The following is a 24645-nucleotide window of genomic DNA, read 5'->3' as shown; positions in this document are numbered from 1 at the left end:
AGGAGACTGCGCCGCGCTCCGCTCCACCGGAGCGGAGGTGACGCGAGAGCCCGTCAGCAACGAGGTTGGGCATGGGGATCTTCACGATGTCTCGTCGAGCTCAGATGGTCGTGGTCGCGGCGGCGGCGGTCGTCGTCATCGTGGGGCTGCGCTACGCGGAGCCGTTCCTCGTGCCGGTGCTGTTCGGCGTCGCGCTCGCGGCGATCTCGTCGCCCATCGCGACCTGGGTGACCCGCCGCGGGCTGCCCGCGGCCCTCGGGGCGCTGGCCGCGCTCGTGGTCGATCTGGCGATCCTGGTCTTCGTCGGGGCGGTGGTCACCATCGCCGGGGTGGAGCTGGAGGAGAAGGTGCCGGTCTACCTGGTCCGGATGTCCTCGATGACCGACGCGCTCGCCGTGACGCTCACGGAGCGCGGCTTCCCGGTGAACCCGGAGTTCCTCTCGCGCACGCTGCACACGGCGTCCCTGGTCCCCCTCCTCGGTGGGGCCGCGGTCACGGTCGCCAGCGCGGCGTCGAGCCTCGGGATGGTGCTCCTCGTCGTGTTCTTCGCGCTCTGCGAGGGCGCCGGCGCGGGCGCGAAGGTGCGGCGGCTGCTCTCGACCCCCGCGCGCGGGCTCGAGCACGTCGATCGCATCGTGCGGGAGGTGAAGAAGTATCTCGTGGTGAAGACGCTGACGAGCCTGCTCGTCGCCGTCCTCGCCTATGCGCTCCTGGTCGTCCTGGGTGTGGACCTGGCGCTCCTCCTGGCGTCGAGCCTGTTCGTCCTGCACTTCATCCCCAACATCGGCGCGGCGGTCGCGACGATCCCGGCCGTGCTCGCCGCGCTGGCCAGCCAGGGCCCGGGCACCGCGGCCCTCGTGGCCATCGGGTACCTGCTGATCAACCTGCTGGTGGGCAACGTGCTCGAGCCGCGCGTGCTGGGGCGGACCCTGGGCCTGTCGCCGCTCGCCGTCCTGATCGGCATGCTCTTCTGGGGCTGGCTCTGGGGGCCGGCGGGTGCGCTGCTGTCGGTGCCCATCATGATGGTCGCGAAGATCACGCTGGAGAACGTGGAGGGGCTGTCTTGGATCGCGCGCATCATGGAGCCCGCGCCCGAGGAGCCCGAAGCGGCGCCCGTCAGCGGCGAGCCGGCGCCGAGCTCACTGCTGCGACCGAGCGTCGCGGGAGCGCGGAGATCCGGGTAGCGATAGGCGATCTCGTGCACCAGGTCTTCTCCCGAAGATCTGCCCATGTCCACGAGCCTCATCTCGAGCACGAAGCCGCATCAGCGATCGGAGAGCGAGCAGGCGCTGCCCGCGAGCGCGGATTTCCGCGCCATTTTCGAGGGGCTCCCGGGAAACTACGTCGTTCTCCGTCCGGACTTCACCATCATCGCCGCGAGCGATGCCTTTCTCCGGGCCGCGAACACGCGGCGCGAGGAGCTCCTGGGCCGCAACGCCTTCGATGCCTTCCCCGACAATCCGGACGATCTGCACGCGACTGGCACGACGAACCTGCGCGCCTCGTTCGAGCGGGTGATCCAGACGGGCGCCCCGGACAGCATGGCCGTGCAGAAATACGATATCCCGCGCCCCGAAGCGGAGGGAGGCGGCTTCGAGGAACGGTACTGGAGCCCCTTGAACTCGCCCCTCATGGGGCCGGACGGCAAGGTCGCGTACATCATCCACCGCGTCGAGGACGTCACCGAGTTCGTCCGCCTGAAGCAGCGCGGGATCGAGCAGACCCGGCGCACGGAGGAGCTGAAGACGCGGGCGGAGCGGGTCGAGGCCGAGGTCTTCCTCCGGGCGCAGGAGATCCAGCGCGCGAACGAGCAGCTCCGCGTGGCGAACGAGCAGCTCAGCCGGCTCGACGAGCTCAAGACCAGGTTCTTCTCGAACGTGAGCCACGAGTTCCGGACGCCGCTCACGCTCATGCTCTGCCCGATCGACGAGCTCCTGACCGGCGCGCCCGGCGGCCTCACCCACAGGCAACGCGAGCTCGTCGAGCTCGCGCGCCGCAATGCGCGGCGGCTCCTCAAGCTCGTGAACACCCTGCTCGACTTCGCCCGGATCGAGGCCGCCCGGATGCAGGTCTCCTACGAGGCGCTCGACCTCTCGGCGCTGACCGCGGAAGTGGTCAGCGCGTTCCGCGCGGCCGTGGAGCGGGCGAGGCTCCGGCTCGTCGTGGACTGCCCGCCGCTCCCGGAGCGCGTCTACGTCGATCGCGAGATGTGGGAGAAGATCGTCCTCAACTTGGTCTCGAACGCGTTCAAGTTCACGTTCGAGGGCGAGATCGCGATCTCGCTCCGGTGGGGCGGCGACCACGTGCTCCTCGAGGTCCGCGATACGGGGACGGGGATCCCCGCCGACGAGCTCCCCCGGATCTTCGAGCGCTTCCACCGGATCCAGGGGGCGCGCGGGCGGAGCCACGAGGGCTCCGGCATCGGCCTCGCGCTCGTGCGGGAGCTTGTCCGGTTCCACATGGGCGACGTCCAGGCGACGAGCGAGGTCGGTCGTGGCAGCACGTTCACCGTCCGCATCCCCGCCGGATCCGCGCACGTTCCCGCGGAGCGCGTCGGCGCCGAGCGGGAGCTCGGCATGACGGCCGTGACGGTCCAGGCGTTCGTGGAGGAAGCGTCGCAGTGGGTCTCCGGGCGCGCGCCGTCGGTGGAGCTGCCGCTGGAGCCACCGGCGAGCGCAGGACACGCGCGCCCGGCGGAGGGCCCGGCCGGCCACGTCCTGCTCGTCGAGGACAACCCCGACATGCGGAGCTACCTCCGGGACATCCTCGCGACGCGGTGGACCGTCGAGGCCGTCGAGAACGGCGAGGCGGCGCTCTGCGCCGCGCGCGCGCGCGCGCCCGATCTCGTGCTCACCGACGTCATGATGCCCGGGCTCGACGGGTTCGGTCTCCTCCAGGCGCTGCGCGCCGATCCGACGACGCGGCTCGTCCCCGTGGTGCTCCTCTCGGCCCGATCCGGGGAAGCGTCGCGCGTGCACGGCGCCGAGGCGGGCGCGGACGATTACCTCGTCAAGCCGTTCTCGGTCCGCGAGCTGCTCGCGCGGGTCGGCGGGCGCATCGAGATCGCCAGGCTGCGCCGCCAGGTCGACGAGGACGTGGAGCGCCTCCGCGAGAGCGAGCAGCGCTTCCGCTCCCTCGCCGACTGCGCCCCCATGATGATCTGGATGTGCGGGCCCTCCGGCGGGTGCGAGTACGTCAATACCGCGTGGCTGCGCTTCACGGGGCGCCCCCTCGAAGAGGAGCTGGGAGACGGCTGGCTCGACGCGGTCCACGCGGACGAGCGCCCGCTCGTCGCGAGCGCGTGCGCCGAATCGATCGAGACGCGCGAGCCGTTCACGCTGGAGTGCCAGATGCTCCGCCGGGACGGCGAGAGCCGGTGGATCGTGACGCAGGGCGCCCCGCGTTTCGGCGCCGCCGGAGCGTTCCTCGGGTTCGTCGGCTCGTCCCTGGACATCACCGAGCGCAAGCGCAGCGAGGACGCGCTGGCCGACGCGGATCGCCGGAAGGACGAGTTCCTGGCCATGCTCGGGCACGAGCTGCGCAACCCCATGGCGCCGATCTGCGTGGCCGTGGAGCTCCTCCGGCGGCGGAGCCGCGGCGGGCCGCCGGACCGGCACGTCGAGGTGATCGCGCGGCAAACGAGGACCTTGATGCGCCTCGTGGACGATCTGCTCGACGTGTCGCGCATCACCCGGAGGAAGATCGAGCTCCGCAAGGAGCGGGTCGACGTCAAGGCCGCCGTGACGCGCGCCGTGGAGTCGACGCGCGAGCAGATCGAGGCGCGGCGGCACCAGATCCGGCTCGTGCTGCCGACGGCCGCCGTCCACGTCCTCGGGGACGCCGTCCGCCTCGAGCAGATCCTCGTCAACCTGCTCACCAACGCGTGCAAGTACACCGACCTCGGGGGCCACATCGCGGTGACGGTCGAGCAGCGCGGCGATCAGGTGGAGCTGCGCGTCCGCGACGACGGGATCGGTATCGCCAGGGAGGTGCTGCCCCATGTCTTCGACCTGTTCCATCAGGCGGAGCGCAGCCTCGATCGGGCGCCCGGCGGCCTCGGTATCGGGCTGACCATCGTCCGCGATCTGGTCGCCCTCCACGGCGGGAGCATCGAAGCGACGAGCCCGGGGCTCGGGCAAGGCAGCGAGTTCATCGTGCGCCTGCCCGTCGCGGCGGACGAGCGCGAGCCCGCGGCGGCGGACGAGCGCCTGCCCGCCGCGGCCGTCGGGGCGACGTCCGCGCCCTCGGAGAACGCAGAACAGCCGTCTCCGGCGGCGAGGAAGCTCCGCGTCCTCATCGTCGAGGACAACGTGGACGCGGCGCGCACCCTCGCCGACGCCTTGCTGGCCCTCGGGCAAGAGGTGTGGATCGCCGGCGACGGCCCGCGCGCGTTGAAGGCCGCGGCGGAGCATCGGCCCGATCTCGTGCTCCTCGACATCGGGCTTCCAGGAATGGACGGCTACGAGGTGGCGCGGCGCCTGAGGGAGGCCGAGCTGTGCTCGGGCGCGCTCATCGCGCTCACGGGGTACGGGCAGGCGTCGGACCGCCGCCGCGCCGAGGCGGCAGGGTTCGACGCCCACTTCGTCAAGCCGATGTCGCTGGATGCGCTCGCCGGGGTCGTCGACGCCGCCGCGGCGTCCGGAGCCCGTCAGGGCGCCGCGGGCGGCGCCGGCGCGAGCCCGAAGACGCGCTCGTGACGGGCGCTCACGTGGCACCCCATGCACGAGGCGACCCGGCCGGCGGAGGTCACCTGGCCCGCGGGCGTGACCGTGCCGTAGACCCAGCCCGCGTCGGTGCCGGGCGTGTCCGGCGCGACCTTGAGCACCACGTAGGCGCCGGCGAGGCGCGACGCGCGGTAGACGCGATCGCCGTCGCGCAGGAGGGGGTCGAAGTGATCCGCGGCGTCCGGCGGCGTGGCGCCGGCGCCCGGGAGGGCGGCCGCCGCGCCGTCCGCCACCAGCTCTGGGACGAAGCTCTCCTTGACCAGGACCTGCCCGACCGGCTGAGCGACGGGGGCCTGTCCCTCGGCGAGCGGATAGCGATCGCGGTGCTTGGCGAACACCGAGTAGAGCTTGCGAGCGTGGCTGCCGTCCTCGGCGGCGCTCATGCGGACGCGGCCGGGCAGCGGCATCCGGCACAGCCAGGGCGCCCAGCGGAGCTCGTCGTCGACGCGCCCCCAGGGCTTGTAGTCGCGAAAGGCGGCGGCGATGAGCGGGGCGAGGCGGGGGTCGATCTCGGCCTCGGCGGTGCCCGTCTCGGGCGGCGGGCCCGGCGCATTCGCCGAGGAGGAGGAGACGGGGGCCGGCGGGGGCATTGCGCTCCCGGCGTCGTCCGGGGTGACGGGCTCGTCCAGGGCGTGGCTGCACCCGGGCGCGAGCGCGAGGAACAGGAGCAGGGTGAGGCGCATGGAGCGGATCGTACGATCGGAGCGCCGGAAAGGTCTGCCAGGCAGCACGGTTGCGCGCGCCGCGCGATCGCCGGGGGGGCTGGCGTTCGCGCACGCGCCGCAGCGCGGCCCGCCGGCGGCCGAGGTCACGGCGCGGACGGAGCAGGCCCGGCCGGCGGCGGCGGCGCGGCGCGGGTCGGCTGGCAGCGAGGACAGAAGTAAGTCGACCGCATCATCGTTCCCTGCCGGCGCATCTGGACAGCGGCGCCGCAGTCGTAGCAGGCGCGCCCCTCGCGGCCGTACACGCTGACCGGCCTCCTGCGGTCTCCGCCGGCGCGCGTCGTGCGTGTGGTCATGTAATGTGCGGTCGGCCCACGGTACGCGCTGGCGGCGTCTCGCGGCTCGACGTTGGCTTGCAGGAGGCGGCGGCCGACGTCGAGCATCGCGGAGAGCTCCTCGTCGGAGTACGCCCGGACCGGGGCGAAGGGGTCGAGCCGCGTCCGGAAGAGGAGCTCGCTCTTGTAGATGTTGCCGATGCCCGCGATGACGCGCTGGTCCATGACGGCGACGCCGAGCGGCACCTCGTCGAGGGCGCGCAGGCGGCGGAGCGCCTCGGTGGCGTCGAAGGCGTCGCCGAGCAGATCCGGGCCGAGGCCGCCGAGGAGGCGATCGCCGCGCAAGGCGCTCGCGCGGAGCAGGCGCGCGACGGGCGCGCGGAAGCAGACGGCGACGTAGCCCGGGACCGCGAGGATGGCCGTCGCTGTCGCCTCGGACCGCTTCCAGCGCTCGCCCTCGCGGTAGAGGTGCCAGGCCCCGCTCATGCGCAGGTGTGTGTGGAGGACGGTCCCCTCGTCGAAGAAGATCAGGAGGTTCTTGCCGCGCGCCTCCACGCGCTCGACGCGGCGGCCGACGAGCCGGCGGCACGGCTGGTCGCTCCGGGGCAGCTCCAGCGCGATGACGGGCGCGCCCGTGAGCGCGGGGCCGAGGGCGGCGGCGATGCGGAAGAGGGTGTCGCCTTCAGGCATGAGCGGTGTCCGGAGGCTCTGGTGCGGACCGGCCGGATCGCAAGGGGCACGAGCGGAAGAGTCAGGCCCTCACCGCATCGCCAGCCTCGTTTCACGCTCGCCTGAACATGTATGCTCCCCTCCTCGGTTCGCGCCAGTCGAGCGTCGCGACCCTGGAGAACCCCTCGATGTCTCACCCGACCTGGTGCCCCGTCGTCCTGCTGGCAGCGTCGCTCTGCGCGTGCGCCGCGCCTGCGCCCCCGCGCGCGTCGACCGAGCGTCCGATCGCCGTGACCGTGGCGCCCGCGGCGCCGCCCGTCGCTCCGGACGCCCCGCCCGACGCAGCCTCGCCGCCGGAGGTCGAGATCCGAGGCGACCAGATCCTCCTGGACGGCCGGCTCGTCGGCGACGCGAAGAGCATCGCCGAGCTCGGCCGGTTGACCAAGGTCGATGAGCTGTTCGTGCAGCTGGAGGCGCGCCGCGCCCGCGAGAGCGACCGCGGCGCGCCCGCGCAGGGCGAGATCGCCGTCATGGCGGACGAAGCGGTCGCCTGGATCGTCATCGAGAGCGTCTCCCGCACGGCGGCCTTCGCGGGCTACCCCGTGGCGCTGCTGCGCACCGGCGTGGGCGGGCTCCGTTTCCGCGCGCCCGTGCCAGGCGCTCCCGAGGAGAGCACCCCGGAGCCGCCGTGGTTCGAGATCGCCGTCGATGTCCGCGAACGCGACGTGGAGGTGAGCCTCTTCGAGCTGACCGTCGCCCCGCCGAGCGCCTCGGAGGGCGGCGGGTTCGTCCGGACGCTCGTGAAGCGCGAGGTCGTCGGCCCGCAGCGGGAACGCGCCTCCGCCGCGCTCGCGGAGCTCGCCGAAGCCGCGTGCGCGAAGGCGCCGCGGACTTGCCTCGACCGCATCGGCCTGCGCGCCGTGCCAGGAGCGAGCCTCGCCGACGTCAAGGAGGTCGTGTCGACCACCCTGGGCCGCGCGCGACAATGGAAGGAGCGACCGCCGGGCTCGAAGCCGGAGATCCTCATGCTCCGAGCCCTCCCCCGCGAGGGTCGGTTCACCGGGCCGCCAGGGGCGCCGCCCTTGTTTCGCGCGCTATCGATGGAGGCCTCGGGCCGGCTGCACCCCGAGGAGATCCGGAACGTCGTGCGCGCGCGGTTCGGTGAGCTGCGCAAATGCTACGAAGACGGGCTGCGCCGCGATCCCAACCTCGCTGGCCGGATCGCTGTGCGCTTCGTCATCGGCAGGGACGGCAAGGTGACCGCGGTCGCCGAGGGCGATTTGCCGAACAGCCCCCCGCCATCGCCCGCGAGCGCGCTCATGCCGGATCGCGCGGTCGTGAGCTGCGTGCTGCGCGAGTTCGAGAAGTTCACGTTTCCGGCGCCCGCGGGCGGCGTCGTCACGGTGGTGTATCCCATCATGTTCTCGCCAGGCTCATGACGCCGAAGGGGTAGTGCGGGCAGCCACCGCGCGTGCCGCGGACGGCTCCGCCGCGCTCAGGCCTTTCGATCCGCGCGCGCGCTGATCACATACCCCTTCCGCGCCAGCGCGTGCCGGAACCCGGCTTGCAAGTCCCGGTGCGTCGCGAGCTTGCCGAACTCGATGCCGAGCTCGATCACGGTGCGGGCGATGCTGGGCGAGGCGCCGACGACGCTGCACTCGGCCCCGAGGAGCCCCGCGGCGCGTGTGGCCTGGAGCAGGTGGTTGGCCACCGCGCTGTCGACCGACGTGACGCCGGTGATATCGATGATGACGAACTCGGCGTGGTGCCGCTCGACCGCGGCGACGAGCGACTCGACGAGCTGGGCGCCGCGCGAGCTGTCCATCTGGCCGACGAGCGGGACGACGAGGATGCCCGGGTGGATGGGGATGCTCGGCGTCGAGAGCTCCTGGACGAGCTCGATCAGCCGCCGCTGGGTCTCCAGGAGGATCGACTCCTGGCGCTGCGCGTCCTCGATCCTCTTGCGCTCGGTGACGTCCTCGATGAGCCCGAGGAGATAACGGCCCTTGCCCTTGGCGTCCTCCATGGGGATGAACCGGGCGCGGCCGATGCGGTCCCCAAAGCGCTTCGAGGGGACGCGGAGCTCCGGGACCTCGACCGGCACGCCCCCCGCGAGGACGTCGCGGCTCTCGGCGTCGATCTTCGCGGCCAGCGCCTGCGGCAACAAGTCGCTGGCGCGCAAGCCGATCAGCTCTCCTGGCGCGTGGCCATGGAACTCCTCGAACTTCCTGTTCACCCGCACATAGCGGAGCTCCGCCGCATCCTTGACGAAGAGCATGAGCGGGAGGTGCTCGACGATGCCGTCGAGGAGGAGGCGCGCGCTCTCGAGCGACGCCTCCGTCGCCCTGCGCTCGGTGACGTCGTCGTAGATCACGGCGACGCACTGATCTCCCACGGGGAACGACCACGTCGTCATGACGCGCGTGCCCACTTCCTGGGGGAGGATCACCTCGCTCTCGTCGGTCCCGCCGCTGCGGATCAGCTCCGCCAGGCGCTGAGGAATGCCGATCTGCCGAAGGCTGGGGACGCTCTCGTCCATGGTCCGGCCGAGCATCGCTGCGGTGGGCCTGCTGGCGATCCGCTCGGCGGCAAGGTTCATGTAGACGTACCGGAGCGACCGGTCATCCTCCGGGGCATCAAGGGCGAGGAACGTGCAGCCGAGGTGCATGGACTCGACCACCTGCGCGCACCGGCGCTGATGCTCCCGGACCCCGCGCTCCCCCCCATCGACGAGGCGGAGCAACGCGCCGCGGCCGCCGCCGATCGTGCAGGCGAGCCCGCGGAGCATCCACCGCGGCGCGCCGCGGCCCTCGTCCGGGAGGTCGATCTCGGCTCGATCGACCTCGCCCGAGAGGAGCGCCTGGATCCGGGCGACGTCGGCGGCCGCGGGCGCCAGCGACAGGAGCACGCGATCGCCCTCCGGCGACAGCGGCAGGCTCGGCGCCCCGAGCCCCGAGAGAAGGCGATCAAGCTGCTCGTTCTTGCACAGGACGGCGCCCCGCGCGTCGATGACGAGCGCTGGGTCGTCCAGGGCCTCGATCAGGAGACGTGGGTCGATGTGAAGAGTCTCTGCGCGATCTTCGGCTGTCGTGTGCACGCACCCACCCCGTGAGCCCGATGCGAGGGCCGAGCGCGGCCCCGCTGCTGAACCGTCACAACCGGGCGCATCATCGCTCCGTTCTCGCGCTTCTGCACCCTCCGGGTGAGCACATCGGCCGAAAAGGAAGGCGGCATCGCGCCGGAGGCGCTCTCCGGCGCCGGAGCGAGCTCGACGGCGCAGGGCCGCGCGCGGGAACCGTCAGCTCGCCGTCACACTGGCGCGGTTCTCCTGATGCGGCTGCGGCGCCATCCGCCGGATACAGTAGCTCAGGGCAGCCCGCAGATCGCGCTGCGTCGAGATCGTCGAGAGATCGAGCCCCAGCGCGACCATCGTCTGCGCGACGTTCGGCTTGATGCCGGCGACGATGCCTTCGGCGCCGAGCAGGCGGATCGCCGCCACGAGCTCGATGAGATGACTCGCCACCTTCGTGTCCACCATGTCGACCCCGGTCAGATCGAGGATCGCGAAATGGGCTTGTTTTTCCATGATGCGCGCGAGCAGCGTATCCATCACCTCGGCCGTCCGCACGCTGTCGACCACGCCGATCATGGGGAGCGTCAGCACCCCGTTCCACACCTCGATGATCGGCGTGGAGAGGTTGCGAATCACCTCCTGCTGCTTCTCGATCTGAGAGAGCCTGGCCCGCAGCTCGTCCTGCGTGCGCTTCACCGCGGTGACGTCGAGCGAGAACCCGAGCACCGCGTCGACCTCGTCGCGCCTGTTGCGCACGGGGACGGCCCAGCTCTCCCAGTGGACGCCGTGCGCCGTGGTGTGATCATGGGCCATCGTGCCGGCGATCGCCGCCCGCAAGGCGGCGCGCTCTCTCTCGGGATAGAGCTCGAGCAGGTTCTTCCCGAGGAGCTCGCCCCTCGCGAGCCCGGCGGCATCGAGCCCCTTGCCGTCGTGGTAGAGGATGGTCCCCTCGGTGTCGATCGCCCAGATGACGACCTCCAGGCTGTCTGCCAGGCCGTCGAGGAGCCGCTCCTTGAGGCTCGGCTCTGCCGGGCCGCGCTTGCCGTCGGCGTCGGCCTGCCGCAGCGACCCGTGGATCGTGCCCCCTTCGGGCGCCCGGCTCGCGTTGCACGTCAGACGCCGGTAAGCGCCCTGGGCGTCCATCAGGCGCACATCGACCTGCACCGGCTCTGTTTGCTCCCTCAGCCGGATCCACGCAGCGGCGAAGTCGGCGCGATCCTCCGCATGGACGAGCGCCGTGAGCGAATTGCCATGCGCTATCCCGGCCCCCAGCGCCCGACGGAGCGCGCCGCTCGAGTGCAGCACATCCCCATCGATCCCCGCGATGAAGAGCATCTCTGGACAGGATACAAAGAATGTATGCAGCAGCCCCGAAGTGGCGTCCATTTCGTTCGCCATCGTCTCCCTCCCGTATGTCCCCCTCAACAAGATGGCTTGTATCAGAAGCGCATCGCTGTTGGGAAGCCGCGCTCGCAACGGGATGATGTTGGTGCGATGGACAACGGATCGCGTTTGCTGCGGTCAGCGGCGCGGCCGCACCTTGAACCAGAGCTCGAGATCCACGCGGCCGTCCTTCGGCTCGTCCGTGACGTAGTGCTCGTGGGAGGTGAAGTCGTCGGGCGCGAGGCTGCTCTCCCTGAACCAGCACGAATAGATGCTGCGATACGCCGCTGGGATCCCGGACACCTCGCCGGCATAGCGGAAGACGGCGTAGCGGCCCTCGCTCATCCGGCCGCGGAAGAGCGGGGGCGGCAGCCGGACGGCCTCCGGACAGGGCACGCAGGCGTGGTATCGGCACAGCTCGGGGGCCGTGATCTGCGGGCTGTCGTGCGGTATACCCCAGGCATCCACGGCGTCTTCGCAGAGCCCGAGCTGCCTGGCGGCAGCGATGAGGTCCGACCAGAGGCGCTCGAGGGCCGAGACGTCGTACCCGCCCGGGCTGGCGAGGCATGCGAAGTCGAGCCCGCTCGTGGTCTCGAAGCGGACCCGCGCGCTCCACGCCGCCGCCTCGAGGCGCCGCTCGTCGACCCCGCGCTCGGGCGGGAGCGTATAGAGCTCTTCCGGCCGAAAGTCCTTTCCGTAGAGCGACGTCAGCTTCCCGATCGCGACGGGGAGGCCGCGCTCCGGGCTCCGCACCTGCGACGGGCTGCAGCCGAAGTGCGCCGCAAACGCCTTCGAGAAGTTCGAGGCGGACGAGTAGCCGGACGAGAGCGCCACATCCATGATGCTGCGGTCCGGCTCGTACGCGAGCCGCAGCGCCGACTGCTCGAGCCGCCTCCGGGTGATGAACCGCCCGATCGGCTCGCCGACCGCCGCGTGGAAGACCCGGTGGAAATGGAACTCGCTGAGGCGCGCCGCGCGCGCGACGTCCGCGACCGTGATGGGCCTCTCGAGGTTCGCGGCGATGAAGCGGAGCGCGCGCTCGATCTCGGGCCGGTGGGCGGACTCCGTCACGACGACCTCCGCGAGGCGGCCTCAGCGAGGGCGAGCGGCGTGCCCGGAGCGCGCGGGCCTTCGAATCGCATGTCCGCATTCTAGAGCGGCTCCGGCCGGAGAGGCGCTCTCCGGCGCGCCGAGGTCGGGGCGACCTACCGGTTCACCCCCGGCGCGGCTACGCTGGCCGCTCCAGACAAGCCCGGGCTGCGCTGCCGATGAACCCCACCCTCGATCTCCTCGACCTCGATGCATCCTACGCTTACACGAGCGCTGTCCGGCTCCTCAGCCTGGACAGGGCAGCGCCTTTCTGGCCCGATCTAGGGCTCCGCATCGATGACGTCGAGGCGGTGAAGACGGCCGCGCGCCGCTGCGTCCGGGCGGAGATCGCGATCGAGGCGCTGGACGACGAGGAGCGGGACTACGAGGGCATGATCGCGGTGCACATCGCGGCGTTCCTCGCCGACGTCGAGCGCTCCCAGGGCACGGCGGCTGCGGCGCAGATCCGCGCGTGGATCGAGGAGCGCTACTTCGTCCTCGACCGGCTGCCGGACTGGCGGACCATGTGGCAGGTGCTCGTCGTGTGGCTATCGCGCCGCAAGGAGCACCGCGTCGCGCGGTTCGGCCTGCCGCTCGACAAGATCGCCAAGCTCTTCCAGATCGCCCGAGCGTGGGCGGAGACCGAGGACACGCTGGATCGGCGCATCGCCGAGGCGGAGGCGCTCCCGCTGGAAGGATGGGACGCCGAGGCCTACGCGGCGTACCGAGGCGACGACTCCGACCTGAGCCCCCTCACCGCGCTATCGCAGCACCTGTCCGCGCTCGAGTTCGAGCGCACCTGGGGCGCGATCCGGCGGCTGCTCGGCCCGGCGGAGATGGACGCGCTCGAGCGCTGGGGTCAGGCCGAGGTGCTGGCCCACATGGAAACGATCTCGCCCCACTCGGCGTGGATCCCGCCGGAGAGCCGCAGCCTGTCGTGAGCGCGACGCTCGCCGCGGGGACATAAGGATCTTCGAGCGAAGCATCGATGGGCTCTTGTCGATATCGGAGATGAACGCTTGGACCAGCGCGGGGCTCCGGCGGACCGTACGCCCTAGTCTGCGACGGATCCGGCCGGCACGGCGCTCTCCGGTGAGCTCAGCGGGAGCTCCACCACGAACGTCGCGCCGGCGCCCGGCTTGCTCTGCACCCGGATGGATCCGCCGTGCGACGCCACGATCGAGCGCGCGATGTAGAGCCCGAGCCCGATGCCGCCGAAGTTGCGCACCGACACCGCGCGCTCGAAGCGCTCGAAGATCCTGCCCTGATCGGCCTCCGCGATCCCGATCCCCTCATCCCGGATCACGAGCAGCGCGCGATCCGCCTGCCGCCGCACGCCGATGAAAATAGGCCCGCCTGCGCCGTACTTCATCGCGTTCGACAGGAGGTTGATGACGACCTGCTCCAGGCGATCCGGATCCCAGTGCCCGACCACGGGCGCTCCCAGATCCAGCTGCGTCGGGCAGCGGGCGTCCGCGAGCTGGGGGCGCATCCGCTCGACGACCTCACCCACCAGCGCCGCCAGATCGACCGGCGCCCGCGTGAGCGTCAGCCGCCCGGCGTTCATCCTCGTGACGTCGAGCAGCTCGTCGACCAGGTGCCCGAGCCGCGACGTCTGGCGGCCGAGGATACGGAACATCGCCTCGATCCGCGCCGGGGGAACGCCTGCGAGCGAGCCGCGGCGCAGCAGGCGCTCGGCCGCCTGCACCTGCATCTGCATCGAGGTCAGCGGGGTCTTGAGCTCGTGAGACGCGACGACGAGGAACTCGTCCCGCCGCTCGATCGCCTCCTGGGCCTCGGTGTACAGGCGGGTATTGTCGAGCACGAGCGCCGCGCGGCGCCCCAGCTCCTCGGCCAGCCGCAGGTCGGCGGGGCCGTAGCGGCGCTCGGGCGCGGTCGCCAGCAGGGTCATGACGCCGAAGTACCGGTCGCGCGCGAGCAGCGGAACCCGCAGGAACGCGTGGACGCCGAGCCGCTCCCAGGGGGGCCTGACCCGCGGGTCGAGCGAACGCACCTGCTGCACCAGCGGCGCGGCGCGGCCATCGACCCCCTCGGATCCGGCCGGCGGCGCTTCTGCCAGAGCGCGCAGCGCGTCCTTCAGCGCTTCCAGCTGCTCGCCGGGCACCTCTGCGACAACCGTCGGGCCCGGTGTCCTGTCCGCCGAGAGCACCTCGACGACACACTGATCCGAGAGCTCGGGCACCGGGAGCTGCGCCACGCTCTCGAAGGTCGCGCTGTACCCCAGCGTCATCAGCTTGCGGCTCGCCTCGGCCAGGAAGCGCTCGGCCTGCTCGGCCCGCTTGCGCTCGGTGATGTCGGTGGAGATGCCGCAGAGCACGCCGGGCATGACCCCCTCGCCGAGAGGGAATTTGATCGACAGGAACGTGTGCAGCCCGTCCTCCAGCGGCACCGTCTCCTCCCACTCCATCGGCGCACCCGCCTCGAGCACCTTCCGCTCGTGCTCGCGGACCACCTCGGCGAAGGGAGCAGGGAAGAGGTCGGCGTCGGTCCTCCCGAGGAGCTGCTCGCTCGGCGTGCCCAGGAGGGCGCCCACCTGCCGGTTGGCGAGCAGGAATCGGCCCTCTCGATCCTTGACGAAGACGCTCGCCGCCGAGTTGTCGACGATGGCCTGGAGCATCTCCTGATTGGCCTTGAGCGCCTGCTCCGCCCGACGCCGCTCGGCGTTCTCCTGCTCCACCTCGGCATAGAGCGTCGCGTTCTCCAGCGAGAACGCCGACTGCGAGGCGAGCAGCTCGACGACGCTGAGCCGCCCGGGGGTGAACGCCCCGGTGGCGAGGTTGTTTTCCAGGTAGAGCAGGCCGATGAGCCGGCCCTGGCGCACGATCGGGAGGCACAGCACCGATCTCGGGCGCTTGCGCCGGAAATACTCATCCTCCGTGAAGGGGTGCCGGCCGGCGGCGTCGTCGAGCAGCACGCGCTCGTGGCTCCGGCGAACATAGTTGAGGACCGACTGCGGCAACGCCGCCGAAGGCGCCTCGCCCGCATCCAGCAGCCGTACCTCGCCCCCTGGCGTCTCGATCGCCGCGAGCCACAGCTGCTCCTCCCGGACCAGGAGGACACAGCCCTCCTCGGCGCCCGCGTGCTCGACCACGATGCGAAGCAGCATCTCGAGCAGCCGCGAGAGCTTGAGCTCGCCAGAGATGCTCTGCGCGGCCTTCACCACCGACAGGACGTCGAACTGCTCGGCCCGTACGGCGAAGGTGACGGTGGGGGCGATCGGCTTGCGCTCGACGAGGTGAGGGTAGCGCTGATCGAGCTGCTCCACCTTGGCGCGGGCGCCCCAGCGGAAGTAGCCGGCGCGGGCGCTTCGCAGGTAGCTGTCGGCGGGCGTCGAGAGGCCGCGCGCGCGGTAGAACTCCGCGGCGAGCTCGCAGGCGATGGCCTCATGCTGGACGAAGCCGCCCTCGCGCGCCGCCGCGATGGCCTGCTCGTAGAGCCGGCTGGCCTCCGGCTCGCGCCCCAGGAGCCGGGCGATCTCGGCGCGGACCAGGGCGTGCTTGTGGAGGAAGTTGTCGGGGCCGCTCCTGGCCCACGCGCCGAGCTGCCGCTCGCACTCGAGGAGCCCCTCGGGGAGCACCCACAGCGGGGATGGCTGCGCCTCGTGCGCGCCGTGCGGCGCGTTGAAGAGGGCCGCGAGCGCGAGGGCGCGATAATAGAAGCTCTCGGCGATGAGCGCGTGCGGCCGGACCCCGGGGGGGTGCTCGGCAATCGCGCGGGTCGCCGCCGCGAGCGCCTCTCGGGGAGAGCCGAGCACGAAGAGCGCCTGCGCCTTCAAGCCGTAATAGAAGTCGCGAGCGGCCTCCAGATGCCCAGCCTCCTCCAGCTGCGCCTCGAAGCCCGGCGGATCCAGCTCGGACCCGTCCCGCATCAAGGAGCGGACCGGCCTCCCGCGCAGCGTCTGGATCATGGCGTGGCCGCCGAGGAGGGCGTTGTGCGGGAACGCGTAACCGACCCTGCGCACGAAGTCGAGGCGCTCTTTGACCTCGTGGAGCACGTCCTCCAGCGGCTCGCCCGAGAGCAGCGGGAACAGCGCGGCCCAGATGCAGATGAGGCACGCGTTGTTCAGATTACCGGACTCGACCGCGGCGCTGAAGCCGTCGCGCGTGTATGGATACGTCTCTCTGTAGTGGCGTGTCCAGAAGACGACATAGTGTCCGAAGAGGATGACCACCACCGATTTCGTGGTGAGGAGGCCGCTCCGGTCCGCCAGGTCGTGGCCGAGCCGGCCGAACAGGTAAGCCTCCTGATATCGCCCGAACCTCGAGCTGATCACCATCGCGAAGGCGGCGTACGCGAAAGCGGAGTGCTCGGTGTTGCCGTGGCGCAGGCAGAGCTTGACCATGCGCATGACGACGATGTTGTACAGGTTCGGGTCCACGAAGAACGCAGGGAGGGACACGCTCTGCAGCACGCCCATCGTGATCTTGATCTCCGGGTGCGTCATGGGGGGCAGATGGATCAGGTCCTCGATGGCCCGATCGCCCAGGGCCTGCCAGACGCGCTCGGTCTCCTTCTCGATCTGTGCGTCGGTGGGGTGGAGCGGCAGATCAACGTCGCACGCGCGGAGGCACGAGAGCCCGATCTCCACCGCGCGGCAGTATTGCCCGCGGGTGACATTCAGCGCGGAGACGAGCTCGACGACGGCGGCCGTCTCGTGCCGGGTCTTCGCGCGATCCATGAGCTCTTCCAGGCGCCGCTCGGCTTCCTCGAAGCTGCCGGTGATGTACGCGATGTGCGCGCGCTCGAAGGTCAGGCCGTAGGTCAGCTCGTGACCTGTCTCCCACGAGGCCGGCGCGAGCAGGGAAAGGCCAGCCGCGAAGAGCGCGGCGGCGGATTGGAAGGCCGCGGCCGCCTTGGCCTTCCTGCCGGCGCGGAGGTTCAGCGCGGCGACCTCATCCCGCTCCGCCTGGGAACGCAGAAGCGCGGCGCCGCGGTTGAGGTGGCCGACGACGTCGAAGAGCGCGTCGTCGCGCTCCTCGGCGCGTTGTGCCGAGAGGAGCAGCTGCCCGATCCGGAGGTGCATCTCGGCGAGCTGTCCCGCCGGGATGAGCGAGTAGGCGGCTTGCTGCACCCGGTCATGGAGGAATCGATAGGCGCCGTCCCGGCGGAGGAGCAGCCCCTCCCGCACGGCCTCCTCGAGCGCGTCGCGGAGCTCCGCCGCCGGACGGCCCGCGATCACCGCGAGCGTGTCGAGCTCCAGGCTGCTGCCGAGGCACGCGGCGAGCATGAGCGCGTCCCGCGTCGGGCCGGAGAGCCGCTTCAGCTTGCCCGCCATCAGCTCGACGACGTTGTCGGTGAACTCCTTGTCCCGGATCGCGGCGATGTCCCACCGCCACCTGCCCTCCTCCGCGTCGAAGGTGATGAGCCCCTCCTGATGCAGGGCGATCAGGAACTGGAGCACGAAGAACGGGTTGCCGCCGGTCTTCTCGTACACCAGCCGCGAGAGCGGCTCGGCCTGCTCCGCGGGCGCGTGCGGCGCGTGGACCGTCTCGGCGACGAGCGCCCCGACGTGGGCGGCCGAGAGCGGCTCGAGGACGAGCTCGGAGACAGCGGCGCCGCGCTTCCGCGCCTCGGCCAGCGTGAGCCGCAGCGGGTGCGCGGGGCCGACCTCGTTGTCGCGGTACGCGCCGATCAGCAGGAGGTGCTCGGACCCGGCGTAGGTGGCGAGCTGCTCGAGCAACTGGAGGCTTCCCGCGTCGGCCCACTGCAGATCGTCGACGAAGAGCGCCACGGGGTGGTCCTTCTGTGCGCATGCCGAGACGAAGCGCTGGAGCGTCGCGTGGAGCCGGCTCTGGGCCTCGGCGGGCGGCAGCTCGGGCACGGGCGGCTGAGGGCCGAGGAGCAGCCCGAGCTCGGGGAGCACGTCAGCGAGCAGCCCGCCGCTTTCACCGAGGGCCTCCCGGAAACGCTGTCTCCAGCCCTCGACCTGCTCCTCGCTCGCGCAGAGGATCTCCTGAAAAAGCGCCCGGAACGCCTGATGGAACGCGCTGTAGGGGACGTCCCGCGCGGCTTGCTCGAACTTGCCGGACAGGAAGAAGCCGCGCTCCCTCACCACCGGCCGGTGCAGCTCGGCGACGAGCGACGATTTGCCGATGCCCGAGTAGCCCGACACGAGCACGAGCTCTGGCCGACCGCTCGCGACCACGCGCTCGAACACGGCGAGCAGCGCCGTAACCTCGCGCTCGCGCCCGTACAGCCGCTGCGGGACCTGGAACCGGTCGGAGAGATCGCGCCCCCCGAGCGCGAAGGGGGGAACGGAGCCGCTCGCCCGCCATCTGGCGAAGCACTCGTCCAGGTCGTGCCGCAGGCCCGCCGCGCTCTGATAACGCTCCTCGGCGGCCTTGGAGAGCAGCTTGAGCACCACCGCGGAGAGCTGCGGGGGAATCGAGGGGACGAGCGCGTGCGGAGGCCGCGGCGCCTGGGCGATGTGGCAATAGACCCACGCGACGGGATCGTCGGCCTGGAACGGTAGAGTGCCCGTCAGCATCTCGTAGAAGACGACGCCCAGGGAGTAGAGATCGGTCCGCTGGTCGATCCAGCGGTTCATCCGGCCTGTCTGTTCCGGGGCCATGTAGGCCAGGGTCCCCTCGATGAGCCCGATGTGCTCGAGGTGCTGGAGCTCGCGGGGTATCCGGGACGCAATCCCCAGGTCGGTGATCTTCACCTCGCCGGTGGCGGGGTTGAGGAGCAGGTTCTGAGGCTTGATGTCCTTGTGGACGACGCCGTGCCGATGCAGCCCGGCGAGCGCCTCGACCAGGCGGATGGCGAGGGGGAAGAAGCGCTCGAGCGGCGTCGGCCCATCCTGGAGCCGATCGAGCGACACGCCGCCGAAATCCTCCAGGACCAGCGCCGGCTGTTCGCCGAGCATCGCGAGCCCACAGGGCTTGACGATGGCCGTGGTGTCGAGCGCCCGAGCGATCTCGTATTCGTGGCGAAGCCGCTCGGGGGCGCGAGGGCTCGCGTGATCGCGCCGGAGGACCTTGAGCACCACGGGATGGCCATCGTCCTCGCGTACACCCCGGTAGAGAACGGTGTCTGAGCCCTCGTAGATGGCCTCGATGATGGCGTAACGGGACGAAGACCCGTGATCGGACGAGACGGGATTGGTGCCCACTTGAGCCCTGATGCGGGTGATGTGCGACACATGCTGCCATGGTCGGCGCGGGTCGCCAGCGCTTTGAGCGGGCGACGCGCCGGCCCTCTTCCGTCCTCCGCGAACCCCGGCGCGCGCCACGCCCCACACCGGCCCCACACCGGCGCCGCCCTGTCGATGACATCGTGGCAGGACCTCTGCCCCGCACGCTGGATCGGGACTGCCGTCACCGTCTGCCGCTCGAAACCATTGGACTCTCCCGGTCGCAACAGGGCGTCCGTGCTCGCCTCGCGCGTCGTTCCGCTCGTTCCGCTCGTCAGCGGCGCACCAGCGCCTCGCTCCCCGCCAGCGTGCCGCCCAGGGTCCCCCATCGCCCCGCGAGCTGCCGGCCCGCGATCGCATAGCTGACCACGCCGACCTGCTGGCTCGGCGACCAGCCCACGACGAGCTGATCGCCCGAGCGGATGCCCACCCCCTTCAGCGCGCCGGTGCTCAGCGCCCACGTGACGGCGTACGTCTCGCCCGTGGGCACGATGACGACCGTGCCCTTGCGAGCGCCGTCGACGATCCGGTAGCTGCCGACCAGCCCTTCAGGGCCCTCCAGCTCCTCGGCCATCACCTGGCCGGGCCGGTCCGTGGCGATCCACTGCCCGCGGAGGCGGCCGCCGTCGATGCGGTAGGCGGCCGCGCCGTAGGGCCCGCCGCTCGCCCATCCCACGGCGAGCGTCTGCCCCTGCACGAGCGCGATCCCCTCGTAGCCCGCGCCCTTCGTGATGATCCAGGCGATCCGGTACGTGTCGCCGCTCCGGGAGAGGAGGACGTTGCCCGAGTAGCTGCCCTGCCCGCCCGGGTTGCGCGACGATACGATGTCGTAGGTGCCGGCCAGATCGACGTCGCTGCTCGCCGCGGCGCTCGATGGCCTGGCCGGCGGCGTCGGCGCCCCGCCCACGGGCGCATCGCCGCTGCCATACAGCGGCGCCGGCGGCGCGCTGTCGGCGGCGCGGTCCGCCGCGCGGAGCCGCTGGAAGGCCATGAAGCCGAAGGCCATGAGCGCGGCGGCGGCGACCAGCCCGCCGCCTGCGATCGCGAGCAGCAGGCCCCAGGGGGCCCTGCGCGGGGGCAACGCCGGCACCGGGACGAGCGTGCCGCCGGCCATGCCGCCGACGTCGGTGCGGTAGACCCCCGGCTGGGTCGGCGCGGGGGTCGGCCCGGAAGGGCCGGAATACACCGGCGGTGTGGGCATGGATGGCACGGCCGGCAGCGGCGCGGACCAGTGGGCAGCCGCGGCGAGCACGGGATCGAGCGCCGCCATGGCCTGCGCCGCGTCGGCGAAGCGAGCGCGGACGTCGCGGGCGAGGCACCGGGCGAACCAGGCGTCGAAGCCGGGGGGGATCAGGTGCGCGCAGCCGAGCTGCGCGGCGCGGGCGGACGGCGGATCCAGCGGGCCGAAGAGCACCTCGCGCATGAGCGACATGACCGAGGCGCTCGGCCCGCGGCTCGGCTCGACCCAGTAGACGCGCGCGGTGAGCAGGTAGAACGCGAGCAGCCCGAGCGCCCAGACGTCCGACGCCGGGACGACCTGCGCGGCGAGCTCGGTCTGCTCGGGCGCCATCCAGAGCGGCGTCCCGACCGACGCGGTGATCGACGTCGTCGCCCGCGCCTCGGCCACGATCTTCGCGACGCCGAAGTCGAGCACCTTCACCTTGAAGCGGACGTTCTGCTGCCGCGGCCGCGCGATGAAGATGTTCTCGGGCTTGAGATCGCGGTGGACGACCCCCGCGCGGTGCGCCGCGCCGAGCGCGTGGCACAGCTGCCCCATCAGCTCGCGCACCTCGTCGGGCGGCAGCGCGCCGCGCTGCGCCATCACGGCCGAAAGGTCGGCCCCGTCGAGCAGCTCCATGGCCAGCCAGGGCGTCTGCGTCGCGGGATCGACCCCCGCGGCGACGACCTCGACGACGTGATCGCTCTCGATCCGCGCCCCTACCCTCGCCTCCTGCTCGAAGCGCTCGCGGAAGCGCGGGTCCTGCGCGAGCTGCGCGTGCATCAGCTTCACCGCGCGCGGCTTGCCCGTCGAGAGCTGCTCGGCGACGAACACGGCGCCCATGCCCCCCTGGCTCAGGGGGCGGACGACGCGGAAATCGCCCCCGAGGACGGCGCCGGGGGCGAGCGGTGCGGCTGTCGTGGGGTCGGCCATGACGAACGGGAACCCTCCAGGCAACATCGCGTGACGCGGGACGCGCGACGCGCTCCTGTAGCGTACCCAAAGACGCGCGATCCGGGGGCCCCGCGGAGCGCCCGCGCGGCAGCACGCGCCATCGCCGGCGTCGGGCCTCCCCCGGGCGCGGGGCGGCCGGCGCTCAGCCCCCGCCGCCCTCGATCCGCACCAGGATCTGGTTCGTCGCGCTCAGGCGGACGGGATAGGTCTTGAGCCCCTCCCCGCCGCTCAGGGCCTCTCCCGTCTCCAGGTTGAACTTCTGGGCGTGCAGCGGGCAGATGAGCGTGCAGCCGCCGAGCAGCCCGTCGACCAGCGGGCCGCCGCGGTGCGGGCAGCTCGCCTGCGTGGCGAACACGCGGCCTTCCCGCGTGACGAACACCGCGATGCGCTCCGATCCGACCTCGAACGCGCGCCCCTCGCCCGGCGGGATCGCCGAGAGGGGGCCCAGGGTGATCTCCATGTCGCGCCCCCTCATTGCACGATCGGCAGGACCGATCGGAACTGGTTCGCCGTCTTCGGTGAATTCGCCTCTCGCCACGGATCGCGGTACGCCTCGACCGTCTTCCGCATCTCCTCGTCGAGGCGCGCCGCGATGCCCTCGCTGTCGTCCACGACCACCGCGCGGATCTTCTGGATGCCGACGCGCTCCACGAAGCCGTACGTCCTCTCCAGGTACCTGGCGTTCTCGCGGTAATACTGGATGAAGCGGCCCATGAGCCGGAGCACGTCCTCGTGCGTGTCGACCCCACAGAGCACGTCGCCCTTGCGCACGTGGGCGCCGGCCGCGCCACCCACGTAGATCTCCCACTTACCGCCCTCCACCGCCACGGCGCCGACGTCCTTCACCATCGCCTCCGAGCAGTTGCGCGGACAGCCCGCGGTCGCGAGCTTCAGCTTGGCCGGCGTGTCCATGCCCTGGAAGCGGTCCTCGATCTTCAAGGCGAGCGCGATGCTGTCACCGAGCCCATACCGGCAGAAGTCGCTCCCCACGCAGCTCTTGCACGTGCGGTACGACTTCCCGTAGGCGAACCCAGAGGGCATGTCGAGATCGCGCCACACGGCCGGCAGGTCCTCCTTCTTCACGCCGAGCAGGTCGATGCGCTGGCCGCCGGTGAGCTTCACGAGCGGCACGCGGTACTTGTCGACGACGTCCGCGATCCGCCGGAGCTGCGCGGCCGACGTGACGCCCCCCGCGATCTGCGGGATCACGCTGAAGGTGCCGTCCTTCTGGATATTCGCGTGAACGCGGTCGTTGATGAAGCGGGCGTCGCGCTCGTCGTCGTAGTCGTGGTGCCATAACGTGCGGAGCAGCGACGCGAGCCCGGGCTTGCTCCCCGGGTCCTCGTTCCCGCCGGCGAGCTCGCGGAACACGGCGGACACCGACCGGAGCCCGCGCTCGCGGATCGCCTGGACCAGCTCGGGCTTGCTCAGCGGGACGCCAGGCACGTAGTAGCTGGCCGCGGGGTCCTGCTCCGCCGCGCCCCCGCACGCCCACGCCACGACCTCCGAGACGAGCTGCTTGCAGGCCCCGCAGCCCATGCCCGCGCGCGTCGCGTCCATGATGGTCCGGAGGGTCCGCTTGCCGGAGCGCACACACGCGACGAGGCCCTCCTTGGTGACGCCGTTGCAGTTGCAAACCTGCATCCCCTGCGGCATCTCCTCGATCGTCGCCTGCGCCGAGGGCGCCCCGATGTCGAACAGCAGCGACAGCCGCTCTTCCGGGAGCGGCGTGCTCTTGTCGAACGCCTGCATCAGGTACGCTGCCTTGCTGACGTCGCCAAGGAGGATGCCGCCGAGCAGCCTGCCGTCGCGGATGATGAGCTTCTTGTAAGTGCCCTTCTTCGGCTCGAGGAACTGCACGATCTCGTCGCGGTCGTCGGCGGGCTCGGTGATGCCCATCGAGGCGAGCTGGATGCCCATGACCTTGAGCTTCGTGGAGACCTTCGAGCCGGCGTAGGAGGCCTTCTCGTTGCGCCTCGTGATGTGATCGGCCAGCACCTTGCCCTGCTCCCAGAGCGGCGCCACGAGCCCGTAGACCTGCCCCCGGTGCTGGCAGCACTCGCCGACGGCGTAGATCCTCGGGTCGTCGGGCGAGCGCAGGTGGTTGTCCACCACGATCCCGCGCTCGACGGTCAGGCCGGCGCGCAGGGCGATCTCCACGTTCGGCCGGATGCCCGCGGAGATCACCACGAGATCGCAGGCGAGCGCCTCGTCGTCGGCGAAGCGGAGCCCCGTCACGCGATCCCCTCCGAGCACCTCCTTCGTGCTCTTGTTGAGGTGCACCGTCACGCCGAGCTGCTCGAGCGTGGTCCTCAGGATGCCGCCCGCCGTGGCGTCGAGCTGCTGCCCCATCAGGTGACCGCTGATGTGGACCACGTGGACGTCGAGACCGAAGTTCTGCAGCCCGCGCGCGGCCTCGAGCCCGAGGAGCCCGCCGCCGATGACCGCGGCGCTCCGCTTGCCCTTCGCGTACTGGGCGATCTTGTGGCAGTCATCCAGGCTGCGGAACACGAACACACCGGGCTTCTCCTTGCCGCCCTCGAGCCGCACCCCCTGGATCGGCGGGATGTACGCCGAGCTGCCCGTCGCGAGGATCAGGTTGTCATACGGCGCCACGACCCCGTGATCGCCCGTCACCTGGCGCGAGTGCCGGTGGATGGCCCGCGCGCGCACGCCCGCGTGGAGCTGGATGCCGTTCTCCCGGTACCAGGCCAGGGGGTTCAGGAAGATCTCGCTCGGGTCCTGGGAGCCGTTCAGCACCTCCGAGAGCAGGATGCGGTTGTAATTGCCATAAGGCTCGTCGCCGAAGATGGTGATCTCGAACTGGTCGGCCCCGCCCCGCGCGAGGATCTCCTCGACCGTGCGGACGCCGGCCATCCCGTTGCCGATCAACACGAGCTTTCGCTTCTTCTGCATGGCTCAGATCTCCGCCAGGCCGATGTCGATCGTCGCGAGCCCGCGCGCGCCTTCGGGCGCGCCCACGCACAGCTCGATCACGCTCTCCGGGTGGATGTCCTCGACGATCACGAGGGGCACGTGGATCGCCGCCTTGGCGCCGATCGGGAAATAGCGCATCGGGTGGCCGTCGCGCTTGAGGAGCAGGTAGATGAGCTCGGACGTGGAGTTGCCCGCGCGCAGGTAGATGAGCTGAGCGCGCTTGTCCCGCGGGACGGTGTACCCGACCGCCGGACGAAGGGGCACCGGCTGCTCCAGGCCCTGCCCCTCGAACGAGTAGACACCCTGTATGAACCTCGGTGTTTCCAATGTGGCCTCCCGGGCGGATCATCGGACCCTCGGACGGGCGCGCGCGCCGTACGCCGCCCGGCGCGCGCCGCTCTGGCGCCGCATGAAGGTCATACAGCGAGGACAGTTTCGAGGGTT

14 protein-coding genes are annotated in these 24645 nt (G+C 71.4%); 4 read left to right on the top strand and 10 right to left on the bottom strand.

The features are described 5' to 3' along the window. Nucleotides 1–86 precede the first annotated feature (86 nt). Nucleotides 87–1184: an AI-2E family transporter gene (locus WME82_RS19480; RefSeq protein ID WP_438044064.1), complete on the top strand. Its 1098-nt coding sequence runs from the start codon at nucleotides 87–89 to the stop codon at nucleotides 1182–1184. 45 nt (nucleotides 1185–1229) lie between these two features. Continuing rightward, complete coding sequence (locus WME82_RS19475; protein WP_438044063.1) at nucleotides 1230–4697, top strand: ATP-binding protein; 3468 nt, start codon at nucleotides 1230–1232, stop codon at nucleotides 4695–4697. On the opposite strand, the gene WME82_RS19470 is transcribed toward WME82_RS19475, so the two are convergent. After that, complete coding sequence (locus WME82_RS19470) at nucleotides 4649–5407, bottom strand: hypothetical protein (RefSeq protein ID WP_438044062.1); 759 nt, start codon at nucleotides 5405–5407, stop codon at nucleotides 4649–4651. The two genes, WME82_RS19475 and WME82_RS19470, sit on opposite strands and share 49 nt — an antisense overlap. A gap of 125 nt (nucleotides 5408–5532) precedes the next feature. Beyond that, nucleotides 5533–6411 carry a DNA-formamidopyrimidine glycosylase family protein gene (locus tag WME82_RS19465; protein ID WP_438044061.1) on the bottom strand — a complete coding sequence of 293 codons (879 nt, stop codon included), beginning with the start codon at nucleotides 6409–6411 and terminating at the stop codon, nucleotides 5533–5535. A 167-nt stretch (nucleotides 6412–6578) separates the two neighbouring features. On the opposite strand from WME82_RS19465, the gene WME82_RS19460 reads away from it, so the two are divergent. Then, the gene (locus WME82_RS19460) at nucleotides 6579–7829 is read left to right on the top strand and encodes an AgmX/PglI C-terminal domain-containing protein (RefSeq protein WP_438044060.1); all 1251 of its coding nucleotides are present in this window, start codon (nucleotides 6579–6581) and stop codon (nucleotides 7827–7829) included. A gap of 56 nt (nucleotides 7830–7885) precedes the next feature. Here the strand turns inward: WME82_RS19460 and WME82_RS19455 are convergent, their stop codons facing one another. From WME82_RS19455 to WME82_RS19445, 3 genes are all read right to left on the bottom strand, one after another. Continuing rightward, nucleotides 7886–9487 (bottom strand): PAS domain-containing protein, encoded by a 1602-nt coding sequence (locus WME82_RS19455; protein ID WP_438044059.1) that lies wholly within the window; start codon nucleotides 9485–9487, stop codon nucleotides 7886–7888. Nucleotides 9488–9688: 201 nt separating this feature from the next. Next, nucleotides 9689–10798 (bottom strand): PAS domain-containing protein, encoded by a 1110-nt coding sequence (locus WME82_RS19450; protein ID WP_438044058.1) that lies wholly within the window; start codon nucleotides 10796–10798, stop codon nucleotides 9689–9691. 186 nt (nucleotides 10799–10984) lie between these two features. Next, complete coding sequence (locus WME82_RS19445) at nucleotides 10985–11917, bottom strand: AraC family transcriptional regulator (RefSeq protein ID WP_438044057.1); 933 nt, start codon at nucleotides 11915–11917, stop codon at nucleotides 10985–10987. Nucleotides 11918–12114: 197 nt separating this feature from the next. Between WME82_RS19445 and WME82_RS19440 the strand changes: the two genes are divergently transcribed. Continuing rightward, nucleotides 12115–12876, top strand: a complete 762-nt coding sequence (locus tag WME82_RS19440) for a hypothetical protein (protein ID WP_438044056.1) — start codon at nucleotides 12115–12117, stop codon at nucleotides 12874–12876. Between the two features lie 113 nt (nucleotides 12877–12989). On the opposite strand, the gene WME82_RS19435 is transcribed toward WME82_RS19440, so the two are convergent. The 5 genes from WME82_RS19435 to WME82_RS19415 all read right to left on the bottom strand — a co-directional run bounded on the left by WME82_RS19435 (nucleotide 12990) and on the right by WME82_RS19415 (nucleotide 24528). After that, entirely contained in the window at nucleotides 12990–19070 is a 6081-nt protein-coding gene (locus WME82_RS19435; RefSeq protein WP_438044909.1) for an AAA family ATPase, read from the bottom strand. A gap of 295 nt (nucleotides 19071–19365) precedes the next feature. Next, nucleotides 19366–21243 (bottom strand): serine/threonine-protein kinase, encoded by a 1878-nt coding sequence (locus WME82_RS19430; protein ID WP_438044055.1) that lies wholly within the window; start codon nucleotides 21241–21243, stop codon nucleotides 19366–19368. A 163-nt stretch (nucleotides 21244–21406) separates the two neighbouring features. After that, a complete protein-coding gene (locus WME82_RS19425) occupies nucleotides 21407–21724 on the bottom strand; it encodes a Rieske (2Fe-2S) protein (protein WP_437553717.1) in 318 nt (105 codons plus the stop codon). Between the two features lie 11 nt (nucleotides 21725–21735). Further along, nucleotides 21736–24180, bottom strand: a complete 2445-nt coding sequence (gene nirB, locus WME82_RS19420; RefSeq protein ID WP_438044054.1) for a nitrite reductase large subunit NirB — start codon at nucleotides 24178–24180, stop codon at nucleotides 21736–21738. Nucleotides 24181–24183: 3 nt separating this feature from the next. Continuing rightward, nucleotides 24184–24528, bottom strand: a complete 345-nt coding sequence (locus tag WME82_RS19415; RefSeq protein WP_012236117.1) for a hypothetical protein — start codon at nucleotides 24526–24528, stop codon at nucleotides 24184–24186. Nucleotides 24529–24645: the final 117 nt, after the last annotated feature.

Source organism: Sorangium sp. So ce128 (assembly GCF_051525245.1).
Taxonomy (GTDB): domain Bacteria; phylum Myxococcota_A; class Polyangia; order Polyangiales; family Polyangiaceae; genus Sorangium; species Sorangium cellulosum_B.
This window is presented reverse-complemented; position numbering and strand designations above follow the sequence as displayed.